Source organism: Endozoicomonas euniceicola (assembly GCF_025562755.1).
Classification (GTDB): Bacteria; Pseudomonadota; Gammaproteobacteria; order Pseudomonadales; family Endozoicomonadaceae; genus Endozoicomonas_A; species Endozoicomonas_A euniceicola.
This window is the reverse complement of the sequence record NZ_CP103300.1, coordinates 4492831-4517915: the sequence shown is the minus strand read 5'-3', so window position 1 is coordinate 4517915 and position 25085 is coordinate 4492831. Positions and strand designations below refer to the sequence as shown.

At 47.2% G+C, this 25085-nt stretch carries 21 protein-coding genes; 13 read left to right on the top strand and 8 right to left on the bottom strand.

What is annotated here, in order from left to right; all coding sequences use genetic code 11:
* Positions 1 to 16: 16 nt before the first annotated feature.
* The 3 genes from NX720_RS18160 to NX720_RS18150 all read right to left on the bottom strand — a co-directional run bounded on the left by NX720_RS18160 (position 17) and on the right by NX720_RS18150 (position 2112).
* On the bottom strand, positions 17 to 1114 hold the full coding sequence (locus tag NX720_RS18160; RefSeq protein WP_262596478.1) for an inositol polyphosphate kinase family protein: 1098 nt from the start codon (positions 1112 to 1114) through the stop codon (positions 17 to 19).
* Positions 1115 to 1288: 174 nt separating this feature from the next.
* Positions 1289 to 1885, bottom strand: coding sequence for a YajG family lipoprotein (locus NX720_RS18155; RefSeq protein ID WP_262596476.1), 597 nt, complete (start codon positions 1883 to 1885; stop codon positions 1289 to 1291).
* Positions 1886 to 1908: 23 nt separating this feature from the next.
* Positions 1909 to 2112: a hypothetical protein gene (locus tag NX720_RS18150; protein ID WP_262596475.1), complete on the bottom strand. Its 204-nt coding sequence runs from the start codon at positions 2110 to 2112 to the stop codon at positions 1909 to 1911.
* A gap of 254 nt (positions 2113 to 2366) precedes the next feature.
* Between NX720_RS18150 and NX720_RS18145 the strand changes: the two genes are divergently transcribed.
* The 4 genes from NX720_RS18145 to NX720_RS18130 all read left to right on the top strand — a co-directional run bounded on the left by NX720_RS18145 (position 2367) and on the right by NX720_RS18130 (position 6551).
* Positions 2367 to 3914, top strand: coding sequence for a 2-isopropylmalate synthase (locus NX720_RS18145; RefSeq protein ID WP_262596474.1), 1548 nt, complete (start codon positions 2367 to 2369; stop codon positions 3912 to 3914).
* A gap of 6 nt (positions 3915 to 3920) precedes the next feature.
* Entirely contained in the window at positions 3921 to 4766 is an 846-nt protein-coding gene (locus NX720_RS18140) for a uracil-DNA glycosylase family protein (protein WP_262596473.1), read from the top strand.
* An 11-nt stretch (positions 4767 to 4777) separates the two neighbouring features.
* Complete coding sequence (gene rimI, locus NX720_RS18135) at positions 4778 to 5230, top strand: ribosomal protein S18-alanine N-acetyltransferase (protein ID WP_262596472.1); 453 nt, start codon at positions 4778 to 4780, stop codon at positions 5228 to 5230.
* Positions 5231 to 5534: 304 nt separating this feature from the next.
* Positions 5535 to 6551, top strand: coding sequence for a GIY-YIG nuclease family protein (locus tag NX720_RS18130; RefSeq protein ID WP_262596471.1), 1017 nt, complete (start codon positions 5535 to 5537; stop codon positions 6549 to 6551).
* Between the two features lie 534 nt (positions 6552 to 7085).
* Here the strand turns inward: NX720_RS18130 and NX720_RS18125 are convergent.
* The gene (locus tag NX720_RS18125) at positions 7086 to 8258 is read right to left on the bottom strand and encodes an RNA-guided endonuclease InsQ/TnpB family protein (protein WP_262596469.1); all 1173 of its coding nucleotides are present in this window, start codon (positions 8256 to 8258) and stop codon (positions 7086 to 7088) included.
* A 65-nt stretch (positions 8259 to 8323) separates the two neighbouring features.
* On the opposite strand from NX720_RS18125, the gene tnpA reads away from it, so the two are divergent.
* The 4 genes from tnpA (at position 8324) to NX720_RS18105 (ending at position 12431) form a co-directional block, all read left to right on the top strand.
* The gene (gene tnpA, locus NX720_RS18120) at positions 8324 to 8752 is read left to right on the top strand and encodes an IS200/IS605 family transposase (protein ID WP_262595354.1); all 429 of its coding nucleotides are present in this window, start codon (positions 8324 to 8326) and stop codon (positions 8750 to 8752) included.
* Positions 8753 to 9755: 1003 nt separating this feature from the next.
* Positions 9756 to 10841, top strand: coding sequence for a tRNA (uridine(54)-C5)-methyltransferase TrmA (gene trmA, locus NX720_RS18115; protein ID WP_262596468.1), 1086 nt, complete (start codon positions 9756 to 9758; stop codon positions 10839 to 10841).
* A 126-nt stretch (positions 10842 to 10967) separates the two neighbouring features.
* Positions 10968 to 11636: a SanA/YdcF family protein gene (locus tag NX720_RS18110; protein ID WP_262596467.1), complete on the top strand. Its 669-nt coding sequence runs from the start codon at positions 10968 to 10970 to the stop codon at positions 11634 to 11636.
* A 24-nt stretch (positions 11637 to 11660) separates the two neighbouring features.
* On the top strand, positions 11661 to 12431 hold the full coding sequence (locus NX720_RS18105) for a substrate-binding periplasmic protein (RefSeq protein WP_262596466.1): 771 nt from the start codon (positions 11661 to 11663) through the stop codon (positions 12429 to 12431).
* A gap of 4 nt (positions 12432 to 12435) precedes the next feature.
* On the opposite strand, the gene NX720_RS18100 is transcribed toward NX720_RS18105, so the two are convergent.
* The 4 genes from NX720_RS18100 to NX720_RS18085 are packed head-to-tail and all read right to left on the bottom strand — an operon-like array spanning position 12436 to position 17098.
* On the bottom strand, positions 12436 to 13143 hold the full coding sequence (locus tag NX720_RS18100; protein ID WP_262596464.1) for a P-loop NTPase family protein: 708 nt from the start codon (positions 13141 to 13143) through the stop codon (positions 12436 to 12438).
* Positions 13140 to 15968, bottom strand: a complete 2829-nt coding sequence (locus tag NX720_RS18095; RefSeq protein WP_262596462.1) for an SLBB domain-containing protein — start codon at positions 15966 to 15968, stop codon at positions 13140 to 13142. Before NX720_RS18095 ends, NX720_RS18100 begins: the two co-directional genes overlap by 4 nt.
* On the bottom strand, positions 15946 to 16794 hold the full coding sequence (locus NX720_RS18090; RefSeq protein WP_262596460.1) for a hypothetical protein: 849 nt from the start codon (positions 16792 to 16794) through the stop codon (positions 15946 to 15948). Before NX720_RS18090 ends, NX720_RS18095 begins: the two co-directional genes overlap by 23 nt.
* Complete coding sequence (locus tag NX720_RS18085; RefSeq protein WP_262596459.1) at positions 16766 to 17098, bottom strand: STAS domain-containing protein; 333 nt, start codon at positions 17096 to 17098, stop codon at positions 16766 to 16768. Before NX720_RS18085 ends, NX720_RS18090 begins: the two co-directional genes overlap by 29 nt.
* Before the next feature lie 489 nt (positions 17099 to 17587).
* Between NX720_RS18085 and NX720_RS18080 the strand changes: the two genes are divergently transcribed.
* From NX720_RS18080 to NX720_RS18060, 5 genes are read left to right on the top strand one after another with little or no spacing between them, the layout of a single operon-like run.
* A complete protein-coding gene (locus tag NX720_RS18080; RefSeq protein WP_262596458.1) occupies positions 17588 to 19639 on the top strand; it encodes a putative bifunctional diguanylate cyclase/phosphodiesterase in 2052 nt (683 codons plus the stop codon).
* Between the two features lie 25 nt (positions 19640 to 19664).
* A complete protein-coding gene (locus NX720_RS18075) occupies positions 19665 to 20741 on the top strand; it encodes a glycosyltransferase family 4 protein (protein WP_262596457.1) in 1077 nt (358 codons plus the stop codon).
* A 40-nt stretch (positions 20742 to 20781) separates the two neighbouring features.
* The gene (locus NX720_RS18070) at positions 20782 to 22212 is read left to right on the top strand and encodes a lipopolysaccharide biosynthesis protein (protein ID WP_262596455.1); all 1431 of its coding nucleotides are present in this window, start codon (positions 20782 to 20784) and stop codon (positions 22210 to 22212) included.
* Between the two features lie 9 nt (positions 22213 to 22221).
* On the top strand, positions 22222 to 23769 hold the full coding sequence (locus tag NX720_RS18065; RefSeq protein WP_262596453.1) for an O-antigen ligase family protein: 1548 nt from the start codon (positions 22222 to 22224) through the stop codon (positions 23767 to 23769).
* A 27-nt stretch (positions 23770 to 23796) separates the two neighbouring features.
* Positions 23797 to 24927, top strand: coding sequence for a glycosyltransferase (locus tag NX720_RS18060; protein WP_262596452.1), 1131 nt, complete (start codon positions 23797 to 23799; stop codon positions 24925 to 24927).
* The last annotated feature ends 158 nt before the right edge of the window (positions 24928 to 25085 follow it).

Here is a 25085-nt window from a genome sequence, read left to right as displayed (position 1 = left end):
CGTCAAGCCAGTGCTTTCAGGTGGTCTCTATCTTTTTGATGTAATTGATCAGACTATTTAATGATTTAACATTATCGCTTCGAATACCCTTAAACTCTTTGCTCGAAGGATAAATGGGATGGGCTACATCAATAAGCTTTACTACCGTATTCTCCGGATTTTTTTCATCAATTAAAAAAAGTGCACTACTGGCAACAAAAGCAGCTTTTGAAATAGCCAGAGTAGTTCTCATTTTTGTAAGATCATTCAGTATCTTTTCTTTATTTTCAGAACCAGCCTGTTTGATAACTTTTTTAATATGCTGCTTGGAGTTTCTAGTTAGCTTAAGCCTGTTATTTTCAGGTTTCTGACCTTTTATTTTTAAACCTTCAAGCCGGTAACCTCTTAAAGTTGAACCGTATGCCATATCCATCACCATATGTTTCATTTTTTTCTCAAGTGGCGACAAATGACCTGCTTCCTTAAGCTGTTCACGGGAAGCAGTCTTGAAACCTATTTTAATATCCATTTCCAGCTTTCGGTGTTCGGGTATATCTTTTCCAAGCATCTCAGGAACAATAACACTCATATCCTCCGCTTCCGCACGACTTAACAGAGGAGCCAGTGTGTCCAATTCATTATCGCTCAGCGCACTGAGCGGCTTGTTTTCCGGAAGTATCGAGTTCAGAATTAACGACTCTCTTCTATTATAAACTTCAGCTTCACTCTTACTGGTCAGCTTTCCAATATGACCATCGCCTACTTTCGCAAAAGTATCAGAGTGGCCAGCAGCGCCAATTTCACTGCTCTCAGATACGTCTGAAAAAGCGCTATCTACGGAGTCATTGCTAATTAAGCTATCCGTTCGCTCTGATGTACCGGAGCTGAATGAATCACTGCTGACAAGAGATTCATTGTCAGAATAAAAGCCGCTATCCGTACTGGAGGATGAACTAACTCGACTTCTGGTCTCTGGTTCAGCAGCAGAAACTAATCGGTCCCGTATACTTTTTGTCTGATTCCCGGAGCGCTTACTGCTTGAATCTTTAGGTATATGAGTTTCAGTTTTTTGTTTTTTAACTTCTCTTGAGTTCTGGGTTTTACCAGACGCCTCCTCTTTGGGTGAGTTTTCCACATTCCCAAGTACCTCTGGCTGTGACGGTCCTATTCGTGGAGGCATTAATCTATCCTTAGATTATTTATTGCATCCCCCTCATAGTGTTCGATCCTGAGGACAGGATCAAGTCAGTCATTTATTACAATGATGTCAATCCCCGGAGCAAGCTACGGGGAATGTGACCCCGGAAGACTACAGGGTTTTCATAAAACCCTGTAGCTTTTCATCTACAAACAAACGTTCCAGCACATCACTCAATACTTGATTCAACAGCTCTTCATTTTTCTTGTCCGACGGAGCCTTGGGAACTCGCTCCGAGATATCGGCACTGTAAGAACCTTCAAAACGCTGGCCAGCATGCATAACTGCAACCCGAATCTTAGCTTTGACCTGAACCTGTGTGACATAACTGCCTTCAGGGACTGTGTATTCCAGCGAATCCAGATACACCTGAAACTGCGGAGCCTTAACAGAAGTTACCACAGAGGCACCCATTTCCCTTAGCCCTCGTTCAACCGCTGATCGCAGTGCCAGAGGCAGATTGTCCCTGGCGGTAATCACATTAGTGTCGTATACACCGCCACGATGACCGATAACGGGCGTTAACCGCTCATCAAAAACCGTCACAGACACACTTGAACTGAGCGTCTCTCTGGCCGACTCGGCCACAGTAACAGAAGGGTTTACCTTTACAGCCTGTGGGCTCATGGCACAGCCGCCAAGTGTTAACAATATCCCCAGACCCACCGTGGGCAATAGTTTTTGCCAGCGTAACTTTATTATCGTCATTGAACTGCATCCTTCGTTTTTACTCAGCGACTCTTAATTTGCTGCTGTAGTCTCCATTGTTCACATCCGCTTGGCAAATCCAGCAGATGGATATATATTGCAAACGGAGAAGTGAAAATACCTACAACACGAATCAATAAGATGAACTCTACAAGCTCAGCCAATACAGGTATAGTCAACCAGCCGATCTGCCGGTTGATCTGCACTCGTTCCATAACTCGTTCCATAACTCGTTCCATAAAGAGCATCAAGAACCTGTTCCTGCCTTCCCGTATGCTTCTACTACTGCCTTGAGCAGACTATCTATCTTCACCTTCGACCCAGATCCATCACGAGCCGTCAACATTGAACAGCCCGTTAAATACTGGATCAAACATAAAAAGCGCTCCGTGATGTATAGGGCAAACACCTGCTAAAAGGCTACCCGGATCACGGCTAAAACAAATGTCTGATTATTCCAACAAAATTCAGGAGCTCCATCATGAGCAACGAACAGGTAATTATTTTTGACACTACTCTGAGAGATGGCGAGCAAAGCCCCGGCGCATCAATGACGAAAGATGAAAAGCTGCGCATCGCCAAATCGTTGGAAATGCTGAAAGTCGATGTGATTGAAGCGGGCTTTGCCATGGCCAGCCCTGGCGACTTTGATGCCGTTAAAAGCATTGCTGAAACCATTAAAGAAAGCACCGTCTGCAGCCTCTCACGAGCTCTGGAAAAAGATATTGACCGGGCAGCAGAAGCTTTAAAGCCCGCAAGCCGGGGGCGTATTCATACGTTCATTGCCACCTCCCCCATTCACATGCAGCACAAACTGTGCATGGCACCGGAAGATGTCGTTGAGCAGGCCGTCTTTGCCGTCCGACATGCCCGCAACCTGATTGATGATGTGGAGTTTTCCTGTGAAGACGCAGGCCGTTCAGATATAGACTTTCTTTGTCGCATTATTGAAGCGACCATTGATGCGGGTGCATCGACCATCAACATTCCGGATACTGTCGGTTACGCAGTACCCCATCAATTCGGCCACACCATTGCGCAGCTGATCGAACGCATTCCCAATGCAGACAAGGCTATTTTCTCGGTTCACTGTCATAACGATCTGGGCCTGGCTGTTGCCAACTCCCTGTCTGCGGTGGTGAATGGGGCACGACAGGTAGAGTGCACCATCAATGGTCTGGGCGAACGGGCGGGCAATGCCTCCCTTGAAGAAATTGTTATGGCAATCAAGACCCGTAAAGATGAACTGAAGGTGACGACGGGTATAAATACGGCTCAAATCGTACCCGCCTCTCGACTGGTTTCTGGCATTACCGGTTTTCCGATTCAGCCCAACAAGGCTATCGTGGGTGCCAACGCGTTTGCCCACGAGTCCGGCATTCATCAGGACGGTATGCTGAAGCATCGTGAAACCTATGAAATCATGAAAGCAGAAGACGTAGGCTGGAACACCAACCGCCTGACCCTGGGCAAACTGTCTGGCAGAAATGCCTTTAAGACGCGAATGTCAGAACTGGGTATCACATTTGCTGATCAGGAAGAGTTAAATGAAGCGTTTGCCCGATTCAAACAGCTGGCAGACAAAAAATCAGAGATTTTTGACGATGATTTGCAGGCGCTGGTGAGTGATGTTCACAACACCAACCCTCAGGAAAAGTACCAGCTGGCTGACCTGCAGACCTATTCCAGAATGGGTGCGATACCAGAAGCGAAGCTGGTCATCAACATCGATGGCGAGGCTAAGGAAGTGCGCAGCAAGGGGGACGGCCCTGTCGATGCCATTTTCAAGGCCATTGAAACAATTGCTAATTCACGCGCCCGTCTGGCATTGTATAATGTCAGCGCAATTACCAGTGGTACCGATTCTCAGGGCGATGTTAGTGTTCGCCTGGAAAGGGAAGGTCGCATTGTGAATGGCTCTGGCGCCGACACTGACATTGTCATTGCTTCCGCCAAGGCGTATATCAATGCCCTTAACCTGTTGGAATCGGATCACACCAAAACCAACCCTCAAACAGGAAATGTCTGACCATTAATGACTGGCAGGATTACAGAACAGAGTCGACAGGACTATCTGGATGCGATGGGAATACAGACGTGGTTCCCTCGCACCGTCCTGCCTAACGCCCTGGCTCATCGCGACTTCGATTTTCCGGAACCGGTCACTGAGCCAGAGCAGGCTCAGGAGCTTACCGCCCGGGAAGCCATGCTGGCACTGGGGTTGCCAGAGCACACCGAACAGCCTGAACCCGTGCCGGAGCCCCCCGTGCGCCCGACACTGGTGACGACACCAGCAAACCAGCCAGAAAAGTCAGAGCCGAAAACACCTGCAAGGGTTAAAAAGAACAGGCCGGCACCAGCCACCAGCAAATTCCGCCTGGTGACCCTGGCTCCCAATGACGAATGTCTGGTGATTGCCGAAATGCCGCATTCGGGCCTGAACCAGTTCACACGCTTCCATATGCGTCTGTTAAACGACATTTTACGTGCAATCAGGCACACCTCTCAGCCCGACCTGCCAATGAGTGAGTTTGTCTGGCCTCTGGGAAACACTGGCCTGATTGGACAGATGGATCAGGACGATCATGCAGCCACCGACGCCGTTTGTGCTTATCTGAGTAACCAGTTCGGGCTGGCACGTCGTAAGCTGGTGTTGCTTTTTGGTCCGGCTGCTGCCCGCTTTGTCATAGACCCTGAGCGCAGTTTCGAAGAATTGCGAGGTGTTCAGCCCGGCCTGCATGCCGAACAACGCTTTGCGGTAAGCCATGGACTGAACGAGCTTATGAAACTGCCCAATCTAAAAGCTGAGACCTGGAAAGACCTGAAGCCTCTGCTAAATGACCAGCCATCATTGCCAAAGCCTTCCACTGAAGAGAATTGATACCGCCCAGTATGCTGTCCTTTCGCGATATGACCTTGCAGGATCTACCCTGCGTGACCCAGCTGGAAACAGAAGCCAGCGAACACCCATGGAAAGCCCGTCACTTTGAAGACAGTCTGGGCAAAGCCGGATATATCTGCTGCATTGCCAGTCTCAATGACCAGCACATTGGACACGGCGTGCTAATGTCTGTTGCCGACGAGGCGCATTTGCTGATCATTACGATCAGTAAAGCCTGCCAGGGCAAAGGCTATGGCAAACAGTTGCTGCAATACCTGGTTAAGCAGGCTCGTCAGCACGCCAACACACTGTTTCTGGAAGTCAGGGAATCCAATGTATCGGCGTTTAATCTGTACCTTAATGAAGGACTGAGCGAAATTGGCCGACGCAAAAACTATTATCCAGCCACCCGACTGCACTCATCGGAAGACGCTATCGTCATGGCACTGGATCTGAGTGTTTAACGCAGGCAGGACTGCACCGGAGGTACACAACAGGTGGCGTATAATACCGCGCCACCCGCTCCATGGAAAAAATGAAGTGGTTTCCCGAGATACAAATTCAGAAATTAAAAGTTCTTTTTCTCATATTTCCCTTCAGAAAAAGTAAAAATTTCGGCAATTAACGGGGGGAATCAGTCGAAATAATGCTTATTGATTCATCAGGCAACAAACATAATAAAAAATACTGAACAATACCCACTACCCAGCTGCAAATCGGCAGGTATAATTGCGCGCCTGTTATCGTCAGTAGAAAGGTTCTTCAGCGTTGATTATCTTCACCGTCACCAGCAACATCACAGGTCAAGTCTATGTCGGCAGTACCCGTAACGAGCTTGAAAGCCAGTGGGAAAAAATGGTGGCTGCAGCGCAGCAAGACTTGGACTACCCACTTTATCGCGAGATAAGAATCAACGGTGAAGATGCTTTTACCGTTGATGAGTGGGACAGAGCCGAAGATCGTCAGGAACTGCTTGAGCTGGAGCAGGAGGCCATTGACCATTTTGGGGCCAAAAGCCTGCGAGGCTACAAAACCAGTACCGTCAAAATTCTTCCGAAGAAGAAAACCCGCCAGCGCAAATCGTCTATCGAAAAAGAGCTGGCAGCCATTTTCTCCGGAGAAGGCTCTGACCGTGAAACACCACCAAGTCTGACCATTAAATCCTCCGATTCAAAAAGCACGGCAACGGCCTCACCATCAAAGGCCGCACCGGCAAGCGGCAAGCCAGCTGAGCCTAAGCCTGTCAACAAACAAGAGATTACCAAAGAGAGCATCAAGGCTGCCCTGGCAAAAATTGCCGAGGAAGAAAAAGCCAAAGAAGCGGCTGAAGCTGCCAAAAAAGCAGCGGCTATTCAAACCACAGCGGGCTCTCAGGCTAATGCCACAGTACAAATGAACAGTATCAGCCTGAGTGATGATATCAGCGCACAGCTGGCCGCCATCACTGCCGCCGCCGATGCGGTTCTGTCGGGCGATAGTCAGGCCGCAGAAAATCTTCAGCAGATGCCTGAAGCCGAACCTGAAGGTGCAACGATAGTAGAAGAGATCGTTGTAACCCCTCAGCCGGTTGTTGAGGAGATCAAGCCTGAACCAGAGCCAGTCGTTAAGCCGGTTTGCCCACAAGAGCTACGTATTATTGAAGCTATTGAGCGTCATCGTACCGAGCGCACCCGCAAAACCCAGGAAGCCATTGAACAGGAGCGTAACCACCTGGCCGCCCTGCTGGCAGAGCTGGACGCACGAGCTAAAAACATGCACACCGGTGAACTGGCAGCGGTTGCCTGATCATCAAGCGCTTTCGAAAACAGTGCTTTCAATAGACCACCACTCAATAGACAACGCTGGCTCGCTATGGTTTGACCATAGCGGGCTTTTTCTTTTGAGTAATGCCCCCTATACCACCGAATTCAAGGAGTCTGGGTTAATAATGGCACTACTGCTGGATTGCATTTGCAGCATCAATTGATTACATCTACTTTATTAATCCAATGCTGAAATACTAGGTTTATAAAAAACTCATGTTTACTAATGAATGGTTAGTTAAGGTTTTTTTGATGTTTAAAAAGAAACTGAACTTAGTTATATCTTTTTTTTTAGTGATAGCTTTTAGTATACAGTATGTCAGTGCTTACGATTATGAGTCTGATAAATATTATGATGACAACATAATCTCGGACTACTATATGTTCCGTGCAAATACTCCCCCTATATTTCATTCCGATACCATTGATGATGTCATTCTTAAGTTGAGTCACGACGATCCAGACGTAACAAAGGTAGTGACTGCTCCCCACCCTATCGGGTGAGGCTTCTGATTTCTTAGGCAGCAACCGACAGTCTGCCGGATTTACGCAAGCCTCCATCAGCAGAAACGGACAGTCCTTCCGCCTTTAATTTCAATATGCCTTGCTTCTTGATATTGCGAGCTGCATTAATATCCCGGTCATGGATAGCACCACAGCTACACTCCCATGATCGGATTCTCAATGGCATTTTTTCCTGTTTCAAATCGCAGACTGAGCAAGTTTTAGAGGATGCAAACCACTGGCCTATCTTCACCAGATGTTTACCTTCCTGCTTTGCCTTGTATTCGAGTTTGGTTATCAGTGAGTGCCAGCCAGCATCAGCAATAGAACGAGCAAGACGCTTGTTCTTGAGCATGTTTTTAACTTTCAGTGTCTCCACAATCACCGCTTGGTTTTCGTCGATGAGTTGTTTTGATAGCTTATGCTGAAAATCATTACGGGCAAAGGCTACACGCTCATGCGCCTTTGCCACCAATAAACGGGCTTTGTGCCTACCTTTTGAGCCTTTCTTGCAGCGAGATAGAGCCTGTTGTTTTCTTTTCAGGTTACGTTGGGCTTTTTTCAGAAAGCGAGGATTGCCAGTCTTATGGCCGGTACTGGTGATAGCCAGATCAGTAATCCCCATATCAACACCGACAACCTGATTAGCTTCAAGATTATCAATCTGTTTTGGTTGTTCCTGGGTATCATCAGCCAATATGGAGGCAAAATACTTGCCGGTTAGCGTTCTGCTCAGGGTGATAGACTTCACCTTACCCACTATTTCACGATGCACTTTAGCCCTTATGGGCTTGCACTTGGGGATTTTTATCCCGTTATCGCCCACAGAGACAGACGTACAATGGTAGCTACTTTGCTTGCCATGCTTTTTCTTGAAGCGAGGAAATCTTGCCTGCAATTTGGGATTGAAAAAGTTTTGAAAGGCCGTATCCAGATTGATAGTGGCCTGTTGCAGTGCAATAGAGTCAGCGTTTTTCAGCCATGAGTACTTTCGGCTTTTCTTGGCTTTTGCCAGCAAGGGCTTCAGGTGTTTTTTGGGAGAAAGGCTCTGCCCACGAACCTTGTAATAATGAACCTTAATAGCCAGGGCCTTGTTCCATACGAACCGCACAACATCAAACTGACGGTCGAGAAATTCCGCCTGCTCTGATGTTGGATAGATTCGTACCTTGGTGGCTCTCAGCATGGAACGTTATTTCAGTGCTCATTAATATAAACTTTATATTACAGGTATTTGAAAGAGGTTTTCAAGTGAGCGCACACAACAAAGATTTGCTTAAAGGGTATCTTCGCAAACGACATAGCGTTACCAAGCTGGTTGTTCATTTGGTGTTCACGACAAAGTACAGGCGAAAGCTTTTTGATGGCTATATGATCAAGCAGTTACGGGAGTCGTTCGAGAGTGCATGTGAAAAACTGGAATGCCAGTTACTTGAAATGGATGGCGAAAAAGATCACGTACACCTGTTGGTGGCCTACCCACCAAAACTGGCTATCAGTGTCATGGTAAATAATCTCAAATCAACATCATCAAGACGGTTGCGAATGCTGAATACCCACCTTACTGCTCAGAGCAAAGCAGGCTTAATGTGGTCAAGGTCTTACTTTGCTTGCAGTGCTGGCGGTGCAACTATCGAGACTCTGAAGGACTACGTTAATAGCCAGAGTACACCAGATTGATGGCGGAAGGCTCTGTGCCTTCCCGTCTTATATCCCCGCCCGCATTGGGCGAGGGTTTACGACGATTTTGCTAAATCTCTTGTTCGAAGCGTTGATAAACCCGTGATCGTAATCACAGATAGACACCCTGCACACGGAGCAAAACACACGCAGAACTATGTGGCGCAGAAGCCAAGACTGCTGGGGCTCAACCTACTTATGAAAAACAGACACACGAATTAAAGCGTATCCCCCCTGATTCATGCTGACCACACTCTGCAAACTTTACTTCTCAAAAAAAACACTACTAATGTCGTATAAAAAGTTGGAAGTGACCATTTTTCTGTCAGACATTTCCCAAAAACTGAAAATACTTCATTCATAAATATAAATACTTAGACGTATAAATGCAGAGCATTTTTCAGGCAAATTCAACCTTATAAAATAGTCACAACTTCTGTGGATAACTCTGTGAAGTACCCAATAAAAATGTCACAGACGCCTTGAGAGACAACCCTCACAACAAATTGTACATTTTTTGCACAGTACTTTTGAGCACCTCAACATATTGTGGTTTTAGTGCTGACCACCCCCTAGCAAACTGAAAACTGATCGACAGGATCACTACTGGAACTGCGCAATATTACGACAAACACTAATATTTTATCCGGAGATTAAAAATGCATAATTCAGAGATTTAATTCGAAAGCAGCGCAACCAGGATACGCGAACAATCGTTCAATCTTCGTGAAGCCATCGTAAACAGCATTTCATTAAGCCTGAAAAAAGCCATTTCCTGCGGTATTGGTTTATTCATCGCTTTTATCAGCCTGCAGAATTCCGGCATTGTTGTGGCAACGCCCGCCAGGTATCCATGGTTTCATACACTGTGGGTGTTCTGTATCTGGCCAGGCTGGCCATGTAAATCAGCGAGGCTGATTTACGTAGATAATAAAAACCGGCGACCTCGCATTCAGTACCTTGTATAATGCGTGCCGGTTTTTATTTACCCCTGAACATCATCATGTCATTAGCCGTAGTACAGCCCGAAAGATACGAAGAACAACTGGCAGAAAAGGTCAGCCAGGTTTATGCCGAGTTTGAGGCTTTTGATATTCCGGAACTGGAAGTGTTTCGGTCCCAGCCTGAACATTACCGAATGCGTGCCGAGTTCCGCATCTGGCACGAGGGGGGGCACAGCTTTTATCGTATGTTCGACCCCGAAACCCGCCAGCCTTTCAGCGTGCGGGACTTCCCGTCAGGTTCCAGTCGTATCAATAATTTGATGCAGCCATTGATGCAGCAGATCGAACAGAACGATCACCTGCGTAAACGCTTGTTCCAGATCGAATTCCTGACCACTCAGACCGGAGAAGCCCTGGTCTCACTGCTCTATCACCGCCAGCTCGACGACGCCTGGCAGGAAGCGGCCAAAGCCCTGCAGGAAACACTGGATATCAGCATTATTGGTCGGGCTCGCAAGCAGAAGATCGTTCTGAAAAGTGATCATGTGACAGAAGAACTGACCGTCAATAACCAACTGTTCCGCTATCAACAGGTTGAAAACAGCTTCACACAGCCTAATGCGGGCGTGAACGAACACATGCTGGGCTGGGCCAGTGATGTCTGTCAAAGTGCCGAACAGGACCTGGTTGAGCTTTACTGCGGTAACGGTAATTTCACCTGCGTTCTGGCAAAACAGTTTGACCGGGTTCTGGCCACCGAGATTTCCAAAACCTCCGTTCATTCAGCCCATGAAAACTTCAGAATGAATGACGTTGAAAATGTTGCCATTGCACGTCTGTCCAGTGAGGAGTTTACTCAGGCGATGAATGCAGAACGAGAGTTCCATCGTTTGAAAGACATAGATCTGGAAAGCTACCACTTTTCAACGGTTCTGGTTGACCCTCCCCGTGCCGGTCTGGATAAAGGTACTGAGGCCCTGGTTCAGCGGTTTGATAACATTGTCTATATCTCCTGCAACCCTGAGACACTGAAAGAGAACCTGGAAACCATTAATCAAACCCACAAGGTTGAACGAATCGCCCTGTTTGACCAGTTCCCTTATACCCACCATCGTGAAATGGGTGTTTTTCTGACCCGCCGTTAACCCTCTTGTGTTCCACTACGATGGAGCCCGCCCCGGAATAGCAACCAATAGAGAAGCCTCTATTGGTTGCAATGACGGTTTGTGGTTAACTGTGCTGAGCATCAAATTGTTCAAGGAGAGCTCTGCATGGGAGCCAGCCTTACCCGTTTTCAGGTTGTAATGGGTTTGTTTGCCACTGTCGTTATTGTTGCATCCACTTTGTTGGTGGTTGCCAATCTACTGATCAATGTAAGCACAGAAAGTTACCTTTATTCCGATATCGACAAACTGCCAGACAATAAAGTCGGGTTATTACTGGGAACCAGTAAATACTCAAGAACCGGTGGCCGGAACGATCATTACCGGCTTCGTGTCGATGCCGCCAGTCAATTGTTCAAAGCCGGTAAAATTCAGTACATTCTGATCAGTGGCGACAACGCTACCCCTTATTACAACGAACCCAGCACCATTCGCCGGGATCTGCTCAAGCTTGGCGTGCCTGCTGAGAATATCTACAGAGACTATGCGGGCTTCAGAACCCTGGATTCTATCATTCGTGCCAGAGATGTGTTTGGTCTGAATGAGTTCACAATTATTTCACAGGCATACCATAACAAGCGGGCGATCTATATCGCCCTGAACAACGGCAGCAACGCTGTTGCATTCAATGCCGGAGAGGGGGAAAACAGCGACCTGACCAATCGCACCAGAGAGGTTCTGGCCAGAATGCTGGCGCTTCTGGAGGTACACTGGTTTGATACCGGGCCTAAATATTTGGGGCCAGTGATAGATATAGGAAATACACCCCCTACATAAAAGCCAGACAGACAGCAGACCATAATGTACAGACTTCCCACCCTTATTATTGCTGTTCTTTTTAGTGCATCTGCCTTTTCCAGCCAGAGCGCTCCCATAACGAGTGACGCCATAGAGCACGATACCAACCAGCGGGAAACCCTTCTGGTTGGCCTTTTCCCCCAGGATTACCCTCCCCTTTACTGGCATGACGAGCGCAAAGGTATTATTGAAAAACTTCTGGATAAAGTCAGTTCTGTCAGTCGTTTTGACTTTATCTACAAAAGTGCGCCTTTTCATCGCCTGATACAGAGAGTGGCAAAGGGGAAAATTGACCTGGAACCCTGGTCATCCCAAGTTTGGCGGTTCCGGGTAAAAGATAGCGTGTATTTTACCTCACCTTATGCAGAACATTGTGAAGTCATTATCTTCCAGAAAGGTCATGTTTTCCCTGTCAGCCAACCTGCGGATCTGGCTGGTAAGCGTCTGGGAGTGGTAAAAGGCTTTGTCTATAACTCCTTCACAGAATTATTCGCAAAAAAAACCATCTATCGGGTTAACTCCAGCAACGAAGAGCGTGTTCTCAACCTTCTGAACCACGGGAGAACTGACGCGGCCCTTATTGACCAGCTGGTTGCTGACTATCTGCTTAGTACCACTTACCCACAGACGTTTACCAGGGGCGGAAAATTTGACTGCGTGCCAGTGAGCTTTATGTTCAGCAAGACTAAAATCAGGCAGGGAATGGAAATCAGTAAAGTGTTACAAACACTGAAAAATGAGGGCTTTATCGATCAACTGCTGGAAGAGTTCTGAGAGGCTACAGTTCGAGATTGAGAAATGACGACCTTCTGACATATTTCCTGATTTTTTCCATGGTCTTGGGAAGCCATTTATCAAGACGCCTTGTTTCCCGAACCAGCTCGTCAGCCAGCCTGGGATTGAACAAATCATTGAAGACAAACCCAACCAGAGTCGCTTCATTAAGCCGTAATTTTTCTACGGATTTCTGTAAATCGGTCTGCCGGGTAACACCAGCCATAACCATCATCACAACCCCATCCACCATGGCGCAAATAGATTCTGCCGGAATATTATTGCGGTTTATTGCCCTGACCGGCGAGGTATCAAACACCACCACGTCATAATGTTCCAGCCAGTGCTCCATCAGTTTATTCATACTGCTGAAGTTACGAAACATCAGGGCATCGGTATCACAGGGAGCCGGGAGAATATCAATTTCCGCTTCATCATCGTGCATAATACAGGCATCAGCAGAGTTTGGATCAGGCATCCAGTCGGTATGAAGATGACCCGACAAATCACCCAGTTCCGGGTGGAGAAGGTTTACTTCCACCAATAGCGCATGTTTGCCGTCGGCTTCTGCCCGTTTACTCAAGGCATAAGCCATTGTACTGCAACCTTCTCCGGGATTTGTCGAAGTAACAGCTAACGAGCGCAGACCACGTCCAATGGAATTACTGTAAACCATCTCTACTTCGATGTAGTTGATCGGCAGTTTTATCATTTCGTAATGCTGCTTGATGTATCAAAAATAGCTTTAGTCATGCTAACTACAGACACCATAGTTAAAGTATCTCTTACGATATCCATAAAATAGGCCCACTTGGTGTTTTTTACGTCCGGAATAAAAATCGTATCGCCCGCCCGCAAAACCGGCAATTTTTCCAGGTCCGGATCTTTCATAAACTCGACAAGGTTAAAGGTATAAGCCTGATTTTTATCAGCAACAGAGTTTACGATAATAATTTTTTCAACCAGTGCAGTATTAGTGGGGCCTCCGGCCTGAGCCAATATATCAAGGATGGTCATGTCTGAACTGAAATCATATCGCCCTGTTTCTTTAACAGAACCAAGAACACGAATCGTTTCGTAGCTTTTTTTCTGAACCCAGCTTCGGTTTCGGGAAGGTATAAAGATACTGTCGCCATTGACAACATGGGGTAACAGCGTTTCATCACCGGTTTCGAAATATTCAACCAGGTTCAGACGACTGACCCTGGGCGCAAGACCGTTTCGGTGGATAATCCGGATATTGGTCAGGTCAGATTCTTCTGTTGGCCCCTGGGCAGCAGACAGAATATCAAGAACCCCCATCTCATCACTGAAGGCATAGCGTCCGGGGGTGACAACGGCTCCCATGATGTAAATAGCCTGTTCACTGGACAAGCGAATCCATTGCGACTTGTTATCCGACGGGTCTTCAGGCAGCTCCGGGAAAATGACAGTGACACCGCCAGACAGCTTTGGCAAAGAATTCCAGTTACCGCCACGCTCTATAAAATGCTGTAGATTGAATTCCCGGCTGATGGCTTTACCATTATCTCCGGTACTGACAATCCTTACATGGGCTATATCCGCTTTTTCAGTGGGTCCTCCGGCATGGGACAACATATCCATGAAGTTAATGCCTTCAGACCACAAATAGCGCCCTGGTTTCTGTACCGCGCCGATCATTCTTACCGATGTATTGGTTGGAATTTTTAGCCAGGAGTCATCAACGAGCGTACTTTTCTGGGGTATAAATATCGCGTCACCCGGAAGCACCCTGGGCAACTTCGTATCACCTCCTTCTGCGTACTCCTGCAAGTTGAAACGAACAACATTGCCGTCAGCCCTGAGAATACGGACCATACTATTATCAGCATACCGGTTTGGACCACCTGCGTTAGCAAGAACATCGAGAAAACTGACTTTTTCACCGGTTTCGAAAGCCCCCGGTTTCTGAACCTGCCCCATAACATACACGGTTCGGCCACCGCCATTAACCGCATCAACCTGCTTCGGGACAAACACGGTTGCCCCTTCCTTCAAAACAGGCAGTTGCCCGAAATCACCGACATCAAGGTAACTTTTCAAATTAAACAGAATCGGCTCATTCTCATCAATCATTCGAATTTGCTCAACACTCGCATAACGAGTGACCCCCCCTGCCCGCAGCAGAGCATCTATAATCGTCATTCCTTCCACGAAAGCGAAACTACCGGATCGATACACTTCACCAAACACTCTTATAGCGGTTCGGTCTTCTGTCGGGTCGATGCCAGTGCCGCCCTCCTTGGCCGTCTGACCATAAACACTACTTAAGTCAGGGGAAGAAGGCACAAAAATCGTATCCAGAGACTGTAGTGTCGGAATCTTCACCGGGTCACCGGTATCCAGATATTTTTTAAAGTTAAATTCTATTATTTTGTCACCACGCTGGAGCTGCATTTTGTTGAGCTGGGCACCGTCCTTCAGCCCCCCTGCCAGGGTAATAGCTGTCTGGATATTACCAGTATCGGGCATTTCAACCTGACCGGGGGTTTGCACAAAACCCAGAACAGTCACTAATAAGCGGCGCTCTTTAACCAGAACCGATAGTTTATCCAGACCAAGGTAAACACTGGAAAGCGCCTGATAGATATGTTTTTCAGCTTCATCAAGTGGCATACCACCCAGGGATATCTGACCAACCTCAGGCAATGAAAGTGTCCCGTCCCTGCCAATAAGAAAATCACTATTAAAGCCTTCTTCTCCCGGAAGATTAACGGTAACGATGTCTCCGGGCTGAATGATATGACTTCTGGATTGGTCAATGCCTGAGATTGCCCGATCTTTTTTTTCTGAAACCGGCTTCTGACTGTTTTTTTCCGATGCTTTATTTTGGGAAGCTATCAGCTGGCGAAGCTGATTAGCCATATCCATTGGTTTTTGAGTGAAATCTTCTGTCATCCCTCTATTTTTTTCCGAAGACAGTGGTTCAGTACCTTTTTTTGTATGGGCTTCAGTACTGCTCTCACTCTCTGACAATTTACTCTCAGCAGTTTTCTGCGCTTTCGGTATTTTCCTGAGTGATAGTAAATAAATATCACCATCCATGACCTCTACATCTTTCAGTGATTTCTCAGTAAGTCGTCTTTCACTATTACCCCGGATCACGGTGATATCCGCTTTGAACAATTTTCGGTCATACAAGGTATTGAAATAATTCAATTGCCACACAGGTGATAGTTTTGGCTGCAGGTAACTTCCAGGTTGCTGAATATCACCAAGAATAGTGACTCTGGCCAGTTCATTATCGTTGTAAAGAACAGCAGAATTGATTGAATAGACTTCCCCGATGGTTCTTTTAAGTGTGTCAGAAACAGAGGTTAACTCAATTCCGGTAAGATCAATACTCCTTTCACCCAGCATTAATATTCCGTGCTTATTAACCGAAGTCATCGGTAATATGGGAATATTTTCATCATTAAAAAGAACGATACTACTACCCGGCTTTACTGTGTTTGACCAGGATAACCCCGGAGTCAACAACATAAACAAGAGACTAATCAACGAGATGAATTTCATTGTTCTCCTCCTGCTTAAGTTTTATGACTCGCAAATTCTTATTTAAATCTTTTATCAATGCCCGCTGATCTGGTTTGACTGACGCAACTTCAAACCACATACCGTCTTTACTCACTTTATGCTTGCCCGGCTTAACGTAACGAACCTTAATCTGGTTTTTTCTGGCACCATGATTAGAAAAGTAAAGCACTATTTCTTCAACCTGCTCTGAAAACATAGTTGCATAAATATTGATACTCAGTTGATTAAACTTATTCAGGGAGTTAGCTGCCAGCTTGAGTCTTCTTTGAAAGTCTTCAGCCAGTTTTCCGTCATCAGTCACCTGATCGCAATCACAGTTTAACAGGTCACTTAATGTATCAAGATACTTGGTCACTACATCCTGGTCTTTATGTTTAGCGTTATATTTGAAACTGCTAAGGCATTCACTGCCTTCAACCAGGCCTATCATCAGGTCTGCGGTATAGTCCAGCTGCTTCATCAACTGCACAAGGCTATACTCAGCACCGAGATACAACCTTTTATCAAGCTCTCTCCGGGCTATCGACAACAGAATCCTGGCTCTGTTTATTTGCCCCGGCAAACAGTATGAAGCGCCATTTTCTTCCAGAATATCCAGACGCGCTACAGATATTTTCAGGATACCTTCTACATAGCCCTTATCAGCATCTTCCTCAATGCTACCCACAGGTTCTGGCCAGCTATTACAGCCTGTTAATACCGCAGATAGCACAAATACCCCGAAGGAATGAGCTTCAGGGTATTTGTTATTCAGTACGGCTTTTCTGATAAACAACTTAATGATTCGACATATAGTCATCAACATTGTCATATTGTTTAATTGTTTGATTAATTCTCAGCATGGTCAGTAACTCATTGGGTTTACCACTGACACCCAGTAGTGCCAACTGGCGATTTTCAACTTTTAATCGCTTATAGAGAAAGACCAAAGCTCCGATCCCGGAAGAATCAAGCTCTTTAACCAAACTCATATCAACAAGAACATCTCCTGCACAATCTTTAATGAGACGATCAAAATGGGTTCTTACATCATTGACGGTATCAGCATTAAACTGACTGTTCAGTGCAATAACATCACAAGACTGAGCATTCCATGTTGCGTAATCCATTACCTTCTACTCCTTCCTTTTTCAATACAGCCAGTCCAGATATTACTGATGTTCTGAAATCGCTGATGAACTAACGCATTTTCATTAAGGCTATCTTCCAGATTAGACAAAAACGCCAGACTGATAAGATTGAGATATATTAATTAGAAATATTCAACAGCTATAAAATAATGATTAACAATCAAAACCTTGATTAGCCAAAATAATCACTCTTTTTTATAAAAACAACAAAAACCAAACAACAACAGACAATTTAAAAAATTCTATAAAATATTATTTACAGAACAAAAAAGATTACTTTTTTTATTAAAAAAACTGTTGCTCTCTCTATAGTTAAAGTCACGATGTCTGAAGAATCATGAACAGCACTGCTCTCTGATTCTTCTGTTCAACAATACGAATGAAAACATTTCTATCAGCCAGACAGCATTCATCGACGTATTTCTGTAGGGATTTTTTGAATGGATGGCATTACAGAAGTAAGACTGTATGGATACTGAACAGGATCTAAACCTCAAACAGAAACTCTCAGTGAAGCTGCTGAAAGTAGTGCTATTGGCGGCTTTCTTTCTGGGATTTGTACTCAGTCTGATTCAAATCTTCATTGATGCCAGACAATCCAGCCTTGCCATTGATTCCGAAGCCCAGCAAATGCTCTCCATGATTCGGGAACCCTCCCTGAGAGCTGCTTACCGGATCGAACCCCAGATGGGTGAAGAAATTCTTACCGGGCTGCTGGAACACAAGTCTGTTCATGTTGCTGCGATAAAAATTCCCGACGAGCCTGAACTTGCTGTTGTTGAAAGACCTCTGTCCACCTCAGGTTACCGGCAGTTTTCAGATTATATATTTGAACCAATCCGCATCTATCGCGTCAGTCTGGACACCAGGCCACCAGAGAGTGAGCACTACGGAGAACTGCTGCTGGCCATTGACACGGCCTATTATGGTCGGGAATTTATTCAGCGTTCCTGTGTGGTCATGCTTTCAGGGCTAGTGCGTTCACTGGCCATGGCGCTATTACTGTATCTTATCTACACACTGCTGCTAACCAAGCCATTAAACCGGCTGATTCGAAATCTGGCAAAAATTAATCCTGAACAGCCCGGTCAGCATAAACTCCCCATGCCCAATGGACACAGGCAGAACGAGCTCGGTCTCTGGGTTCGAACCGCTAACCAGCTGCTGGACTCTATTGAACGCAACTTCCAGCTGCGCCAGAAAGCCGAAGAACAGATCATGCGTCTGTCTCAATACGATTACCTGACGCGCCTGCCCAATCGCCGTACCTTGCAGAAACACTTACAGAACCTGATATCCCAGACCGACGAAAACCATAAGAAAATGGCAATACTGTGTCTTGGGCTGGATGATTTCAAATCCCTGAATGCACAGTTCAACTTCAATGCCGCTGAACACATTCTGGTCAAAATCTCCGACCGCCTGAGAAACCAGATTGGCAACCGGGCTTATATCGGTCGCCTGGGTGAAGACCAGTTTGCTATTGTTCTGTCCGCGCTTGAGCAACCCTACGAAGCAGCTGAAATGGCTCAGGAGCTGCTGAAGCAACTTGTCAGACCCTTTAGAATCAATGGTGAACATATCACCATCAGCGCCACAGTAGGCATTACACTCTACCCCGACGACGGGCAGGATGTGGACAACCTGCTGCAACAATCGGAATTTGCCATGATCATGGCAAAGTCCCGCAACAAAAACCGTTACCAGTTTTATATCGCCACTATTGATACTGAAATCCGCCAACGCAAGAAGCTGGAAATGGATTTACATCAAGCCCTGGAACAGAGCGAACTGAGCCTGAGGTTTCAGCCACAGGTCAACCTGAACCGTTCCACAATCATTGGTGCTGAAGCCCTGTTGCGCTGGAAGCATCCGGACAAAGGACTTATCTCACCGGATACGTTTATCCCCATGGCTGAAAACAGTCTGGATATTATCCCTATTGGCGACTGGGTGCTGGAGTCTGCCTGTAGCCAACTGAACATCTGGCGCCAATCCGGATACACAGACCTGAGAATGGCCGTCAACCTGTCGGCGATTCAGCTTCAGGATAAAAGTATTGTTGAACGAGTGGAGTATCTGCTGAAGAAATACCAGCTTCCGGCAGATAAGCTGGAACTGGAAGTCACTGAAACCTCGATTATGGAAGACATAGAAGTGTCTTCCAAACAACTACAGCGGCTCAAAGAAATTGGCGTTCTACTGGCTCTTGATGACTTTGGTACAGGCTATTCATCACTGAGTTACCTGAAACGATTCCCGTTCGACAAAATCAAAATCGACAAATCATTTGTTGACGGTCTCCCGGACAGTAAAGAGAACACCGTCATCGTCGAGGCCATTATCCAGTTAGGAAAGAGCTTTGGGCTCGAAGTCATTGCCGAGGGCGTGGAAACCGCGGCCCAGGAAGGCCATTTACGCCATGCAGGCTGTCTTGAGGGACAGGGATATTTTTACGGTAAGCCCATGCTTGATGATGAGTTTCTCGATGTACTGAAAAACTGGGACAGACACCAATAACACAACAGAGCATGGAGTCGATGTTATGGACAGCCCTGATATTGCAATCTTTCTGGACTCCCGTCAGCAGGGAGGCATTGAAACCCACGCACTTCATCTTGCCAGAGGCCTGAAACAGTTTGGCTACTCTCCCGCCATCCTGTTTTATTGCCGTTATAATGCTGATCACCCTCTTGAGCCATTGCTGCATCACCACCAGATTTCTTTTGAATACCTTGATGGAAAAATCAACAGCGCAACACTCTGGTGCCGCCGGCATTCTCCACTGCTACTCCATACACACGGCTATAAAGCCGGCATTCTTGGCCGGCTCGCTGGCAAACTGACCCATACACCGGTTATATCCACGTTTCATAATGGCGACCGGGGTAGCGGACTGATAAGGTGCTATCACTGGTTTGACGAACTCACCAGCAGACTTTCCACCAATATCGCCGTCAGCCCGGAAATTGTCCTGCGCCTGCCAAAACCGGCCAGGCTGATGAATAACTTTATTGAAACGCCCCGGTGGTCAGCCACAACCGGTCAGGAAATAGCCTTTGTCGGTCGACTAAGCCATGAAAAAGGCCCTGACCTATTCCTGCAGCTGGCTAAGCATCTGCCTGATTTACCTTTCACGGTTTATGGCTCCGGCGACCTGCACGAAATCCTGACCGCCAGTAAAACAGCCAACGTCAACTTTGCCGGACAAGTCACCAGTATGGAGCCACACTGGCAACAGGTGGGCCTGCTCTGCATCTCATCCAGAGAGGAAGGCCTGCCGCTGGTCGCTCTGGAAGCCATGGCGCACGGCATCCCGGTATTGAGTTTCGCTATTGGCGCACTGCCTGAACTGATTGAGCCTGACCGCAATGGATGGATCATTTCAGCGGGCAATATAAAACAGATGAGTCAGCAGATAAGCCACTGGCAGCACCTGTCAGATGAAGAAAAGGAAAAGCTGGCTCAAGCCTGCATTGAAACAATCAGAAAAAAATACTCTTATGACGCGGTTATACCTGAGCTGCTGGCTCTCTACCGACAGGTCGTCAATAACGCCGGCTACATCTGGCCTGAAAGGTCAATACAGGAACAGGCGCAAGAACCATTACGAGAACAATAACGGAGCCGTCAGTACCGTATAGAAACCATGAGGCAACCACATGGAAGTGGGTCATAACGTTATAAAAGGTCTGAAGGTTGGCGCCATGCTCCGGCTGGCTGCCCAGATTTTTACCTGGCTAAATACCCTGATTCTTATCCGTCTGCTGACGCCTGACGATTATGGCCTGATGGCTATGGCTACCGTATTTATTGGCGTGTTTGCCCTGATGGGCGACTTTGGCATCGGCAAAGCCATTATTCAGACGGAACACCTGACACCACAAACTCTAAGACAGTCGTTTACCGTCAATATTATTTCCTGTGTGGCGCTTTTTCTGCTGTTTTACTGTTCAGCTCCATTGATTGCAGACTTCTTTTCCGAACCCAGAGTAACCATTCTGATTCAGGTCATCGCCGCTCAACACCTCATTATGATTTTTCATACCCTGCCCTATGCGCTGGCCAGCCGTAATATGCTTTATAAGCAAAGAGAAAAAGTGCAGTTTGTCACCACCCTGAGTACCAGTGTCTTTACCCTGACACTGGCTGCCTCAGGGGCTGGCGTATGGTCACTGGTTCTGGGACACCTGTTTATGCGAACCGTTGCCATGATCGGCTTTTTCCGGTTGCAACCCTGCTGGATTCTCCCGGCCATGAGTTTTCGCGGCTTTGCTCAGATCGCAGCCTTCAGCGGTATCGCCACCATCAACGACGTTCTTCGTTATGCCTATAACATTTTTACCAGCATCAGCATCGGTCGCCTTCTGACTAAAGCAGACCTGGGGGTATTTTCTGTTGCGCAAAACCTTGCCAACCTGCCCAGCGACAAAATAGGTGAACTGCTGAATCATCTTGGCCTGTCATCCTTTGCGAAACTCCAGAATGAAACAGACGTTGCCGGTCAATACCTGTTAAAGTCCGTGCGACTGGGCAGTCTGATTCTGTTTCCCATGTACTTTGGAATGTGTGCCGTGTCGCCGGAATTAATTACTCTGGTGCTGTCCGATAAATGGCTGGCAGCCATTATTCCCTTTCAGTTTCTTTGCCTGTCCAGCCCGTTCCGCATGCTGTCAGAAATACTGGCGACCGCCACTACCGCCATTGGCAAACCTGAACGCAACACTTATGCACTGGCAGGCTCGCTCCTGATGTTGCCCATGGTTTTTTTGGGTATTCAGTACGGAGTGGCAGGCGCAGCTATGGCGTGGTTAGGCATTTCCCTGATCAGCTTTGCCCTGCATATAAAAACCATGCTTTCCCTGTTTTCGGTGTCCGTCAGGCAATTACTGGGCGCTATGCTGCCAGGGTTTATCAGCGCTGTCGTTATGCTGGCTGGCCTGCAGTGGTTCCGGTCAGCTTTTGCGGCAGAATTTAACAGCTGGCTGTTCTTTACCATAACCGTTGCCCTGGGGGCTTTACTTTATGGAGCAGTAATGCTGACTGGTTTCAGGCAACAGACGCTTACCGTCGTTCGTTATCTCAGGCACTGAGTCATTTAGATGAACACCCCAGAGGCATTGAACCAAGTCACCATACAGAAAGTCACTGTACAGGAGGAGTCATGGATCGGGCTACTCCTGAACAGCAAGTACAAAAACAAGTTCGTAATTGTGTACTGCCTGCTGGCCGCCCTGCCGCCGCTGATTTTTCCTCACCCTGTATTATTGCTGCCCCTGGCGGTCATTCCACTTGGTCTGATCTTTATTCTCAAAAAACCGTTTGTCGTCTGCCTGATCTTCATCCTGTTTTCATTTTTCCGTTTGCATGAAGTCTTCCCGCAACTGGACCCGATCAAGATACCGTTACTGACGGCACTGGCTTCTTATTTTGTACTGGCATGGCACATTATTCTGACCCGGAAGGTGAAAACCTACTGGCGGTACGAGCACACTATTTTTGGCCGTTTTTTCGGTTGGGTGGTGATCGGAATAGTGTTCTCCAGTCATCCGGGGTCAGCCTTTGGCAGTTTCACCAGTGTCTACATGAAGATCGGTATCATGGTGCTGGCCATCTCCTGGCTGATGACCGAAAAGTGGCACTTCAGGCTGGCGCACCTGCTCATTATCTGTGCGGGTCTGGCGGTAGGCGGTGTCACCCTGTTTAACAAAGCCAATGGTATCGGTCTGGTTGAAGAAACCCGTGTCACCATACCCGGCACCAGCCTGGGAGATCCCAATGACTTATCCCTGGTACTGAGTTTTCCAATGAGTTTTGCCATTGGTTTTGCAGCCACCCGTGGGACTGGCAAATTTAAAACTCTCCTTGGTCTTATTGGGTTTGGCGTCTTTATTTCTGCCATTCTCGCTACCCAGAGTCGGGGAGGCTTGCTGGCGACTGTTGCCGTTCTGGGTATCTTTGGTCTGCGTATCATCAAGTCTAAATTACTGTTGATCAGTATTGGCAGTTTTGGCCTGATGATTCTGGTGGCCGCAGCCGGTATCAGCGACCGTAAATCCGGCGGCGCCTCAGAAGAAGGGGTGGACGAATCGGCAATGGGTCGTATACATGCCTGGGAGGCCGCTTTCCTGATGGGGCTCAGAAACCCGATGACGGGCGTAGGGTTATCGATGTTTCTGGATAATTACTGGGACTACGCCACCCACAGCAGGGCACAGGGAAAGGCTCACGTTACCCACAGTACCTGGTTTCAGGTGCTGGCTGAGTCTGGTTTTGTTGGGCTGGGACTGTTCCTGTTTCTGATTTACACCATGTTTCTATCAATCCGCGGTAACCTTGCCCGGCTGGATAAGTTGAGGGGTACGCCGGAATACGACCCGTCGATGACAGCCATAACGGTCGGAACCTATGCCGGCCTGGTGGGTTTCTGCGTTTCCGGCAGTTTCCTGAGCCAGGGTTTCCTGTGGCCCATTTATATTATCACCTCTATTGGCATCGCCATTGCGAACTTCATGGATAATCATTACCCCGAACCTGAGCCTGAATTAAAGAATGAGGAAGGTATGGCAGATAAAAAAGGAAAGTCTGCCAAAGCCCTGAAAAGAAAAGGTTCTTTAAATGCAAAACCGGTTAATCCTCTGGCTAGATGACAATCAGCATGCAAATGGAGAACCATAATGGCTGACCTGGTGGTGTTCGGAGAAGACTGGGGAGGGCTGCCATCCAGTACACAGCACCTGATCAGTCATTTATTGAAAAGGCACCGGGTGATCTGGATTAACTCCATTGGCATGCGAAGCCCAAAGCCCGGCTTTAAAGATTTAGTTCGGGTGATTAATAAATTCAGGGCGATGTTCGGCCTCTCCGGAACCTCTGAAAGGGTTAACGATAGCCCAAAGCCAGTTATCCTGAACCCGAGAGTTATCCCCTTCCATGGGCTGTCACTGGTTCGAAAAATCAACAAACGCTGGCTGATAAAGCATATTCAGTCAGCCTGCGCCAGCCATGACTTCAAAGACATTATCCTCTGGGTTTCTCTGCCAACTGCGGTTGACGTGGTGGGAGCACTTAATGAGAAAACCTCTATTTATTATTGCGGTGATGACTTTAACGCCCTGGAGGGCGTTGACCATTCAACGGTTAACCCCATGGAGCGCGAACTGGTCAGGAAAGTTGACCTGATTCTGGTGGTGAGTGATGCGCTGGCCCAAAAGTTTCCCGGTCCCAAAACGGTTATGCTGCCCCACGGCGTTGACTTTAATCTGTTTTCAACGCCTGCCCCTCATCCCGGTGATTTTCCGGGCGAAGGCCCGACAGCCGGATTTTACGGCAGCCTGTCTGAGTGGCTGGATGTGGAAATGCTGGCGCAAACGGCCACCGCCATGCCCAGCTGGAATTTTGTCTTTGTGGGAGCGGTAAAGACAAAAATTGGCGTTCTGGAAGAATTCCCTAACGTACACTTCCTTGGTCCCAGAGCCCATTCTCAATTACCGGCCTATGTCCAGCACTGGGATGTCGCCCTGCTGCCATTCAAACATAATCGCCAGATTGAAGCCTGTAACCCATTGAAGCTGCGTGAATACCTGGCTTCCGGAACAGCGATTGCCAGTACCGATTTTCCCGCGGTCAGGGTTTATCAGGAACAGGTAACGATTCAACAACATAAGGAACCTTTTTCAAGGGTGATACAAAGGGCTTTTGAAAATCGCGACCACTCGCAAACAAGGCAGGCTACGGTGGCTAATGAATCATGGGAGCACCGGGCAAACCAGCTGGAAGACCTCGTCAATCATCTGGCAGAACAGTGATAACTGTCACCCCGCCAAACCTGAAAATTACAACTACAATTAAATACAACCTGAGCACCTAAGGGACTGATGTAGAAGTAAAAATCCGTCAAAAACCAATAATAAAACGGCTGTTTTCTACCTCTACAACTAAAGCTCTTACGCATAATTGACGCTAC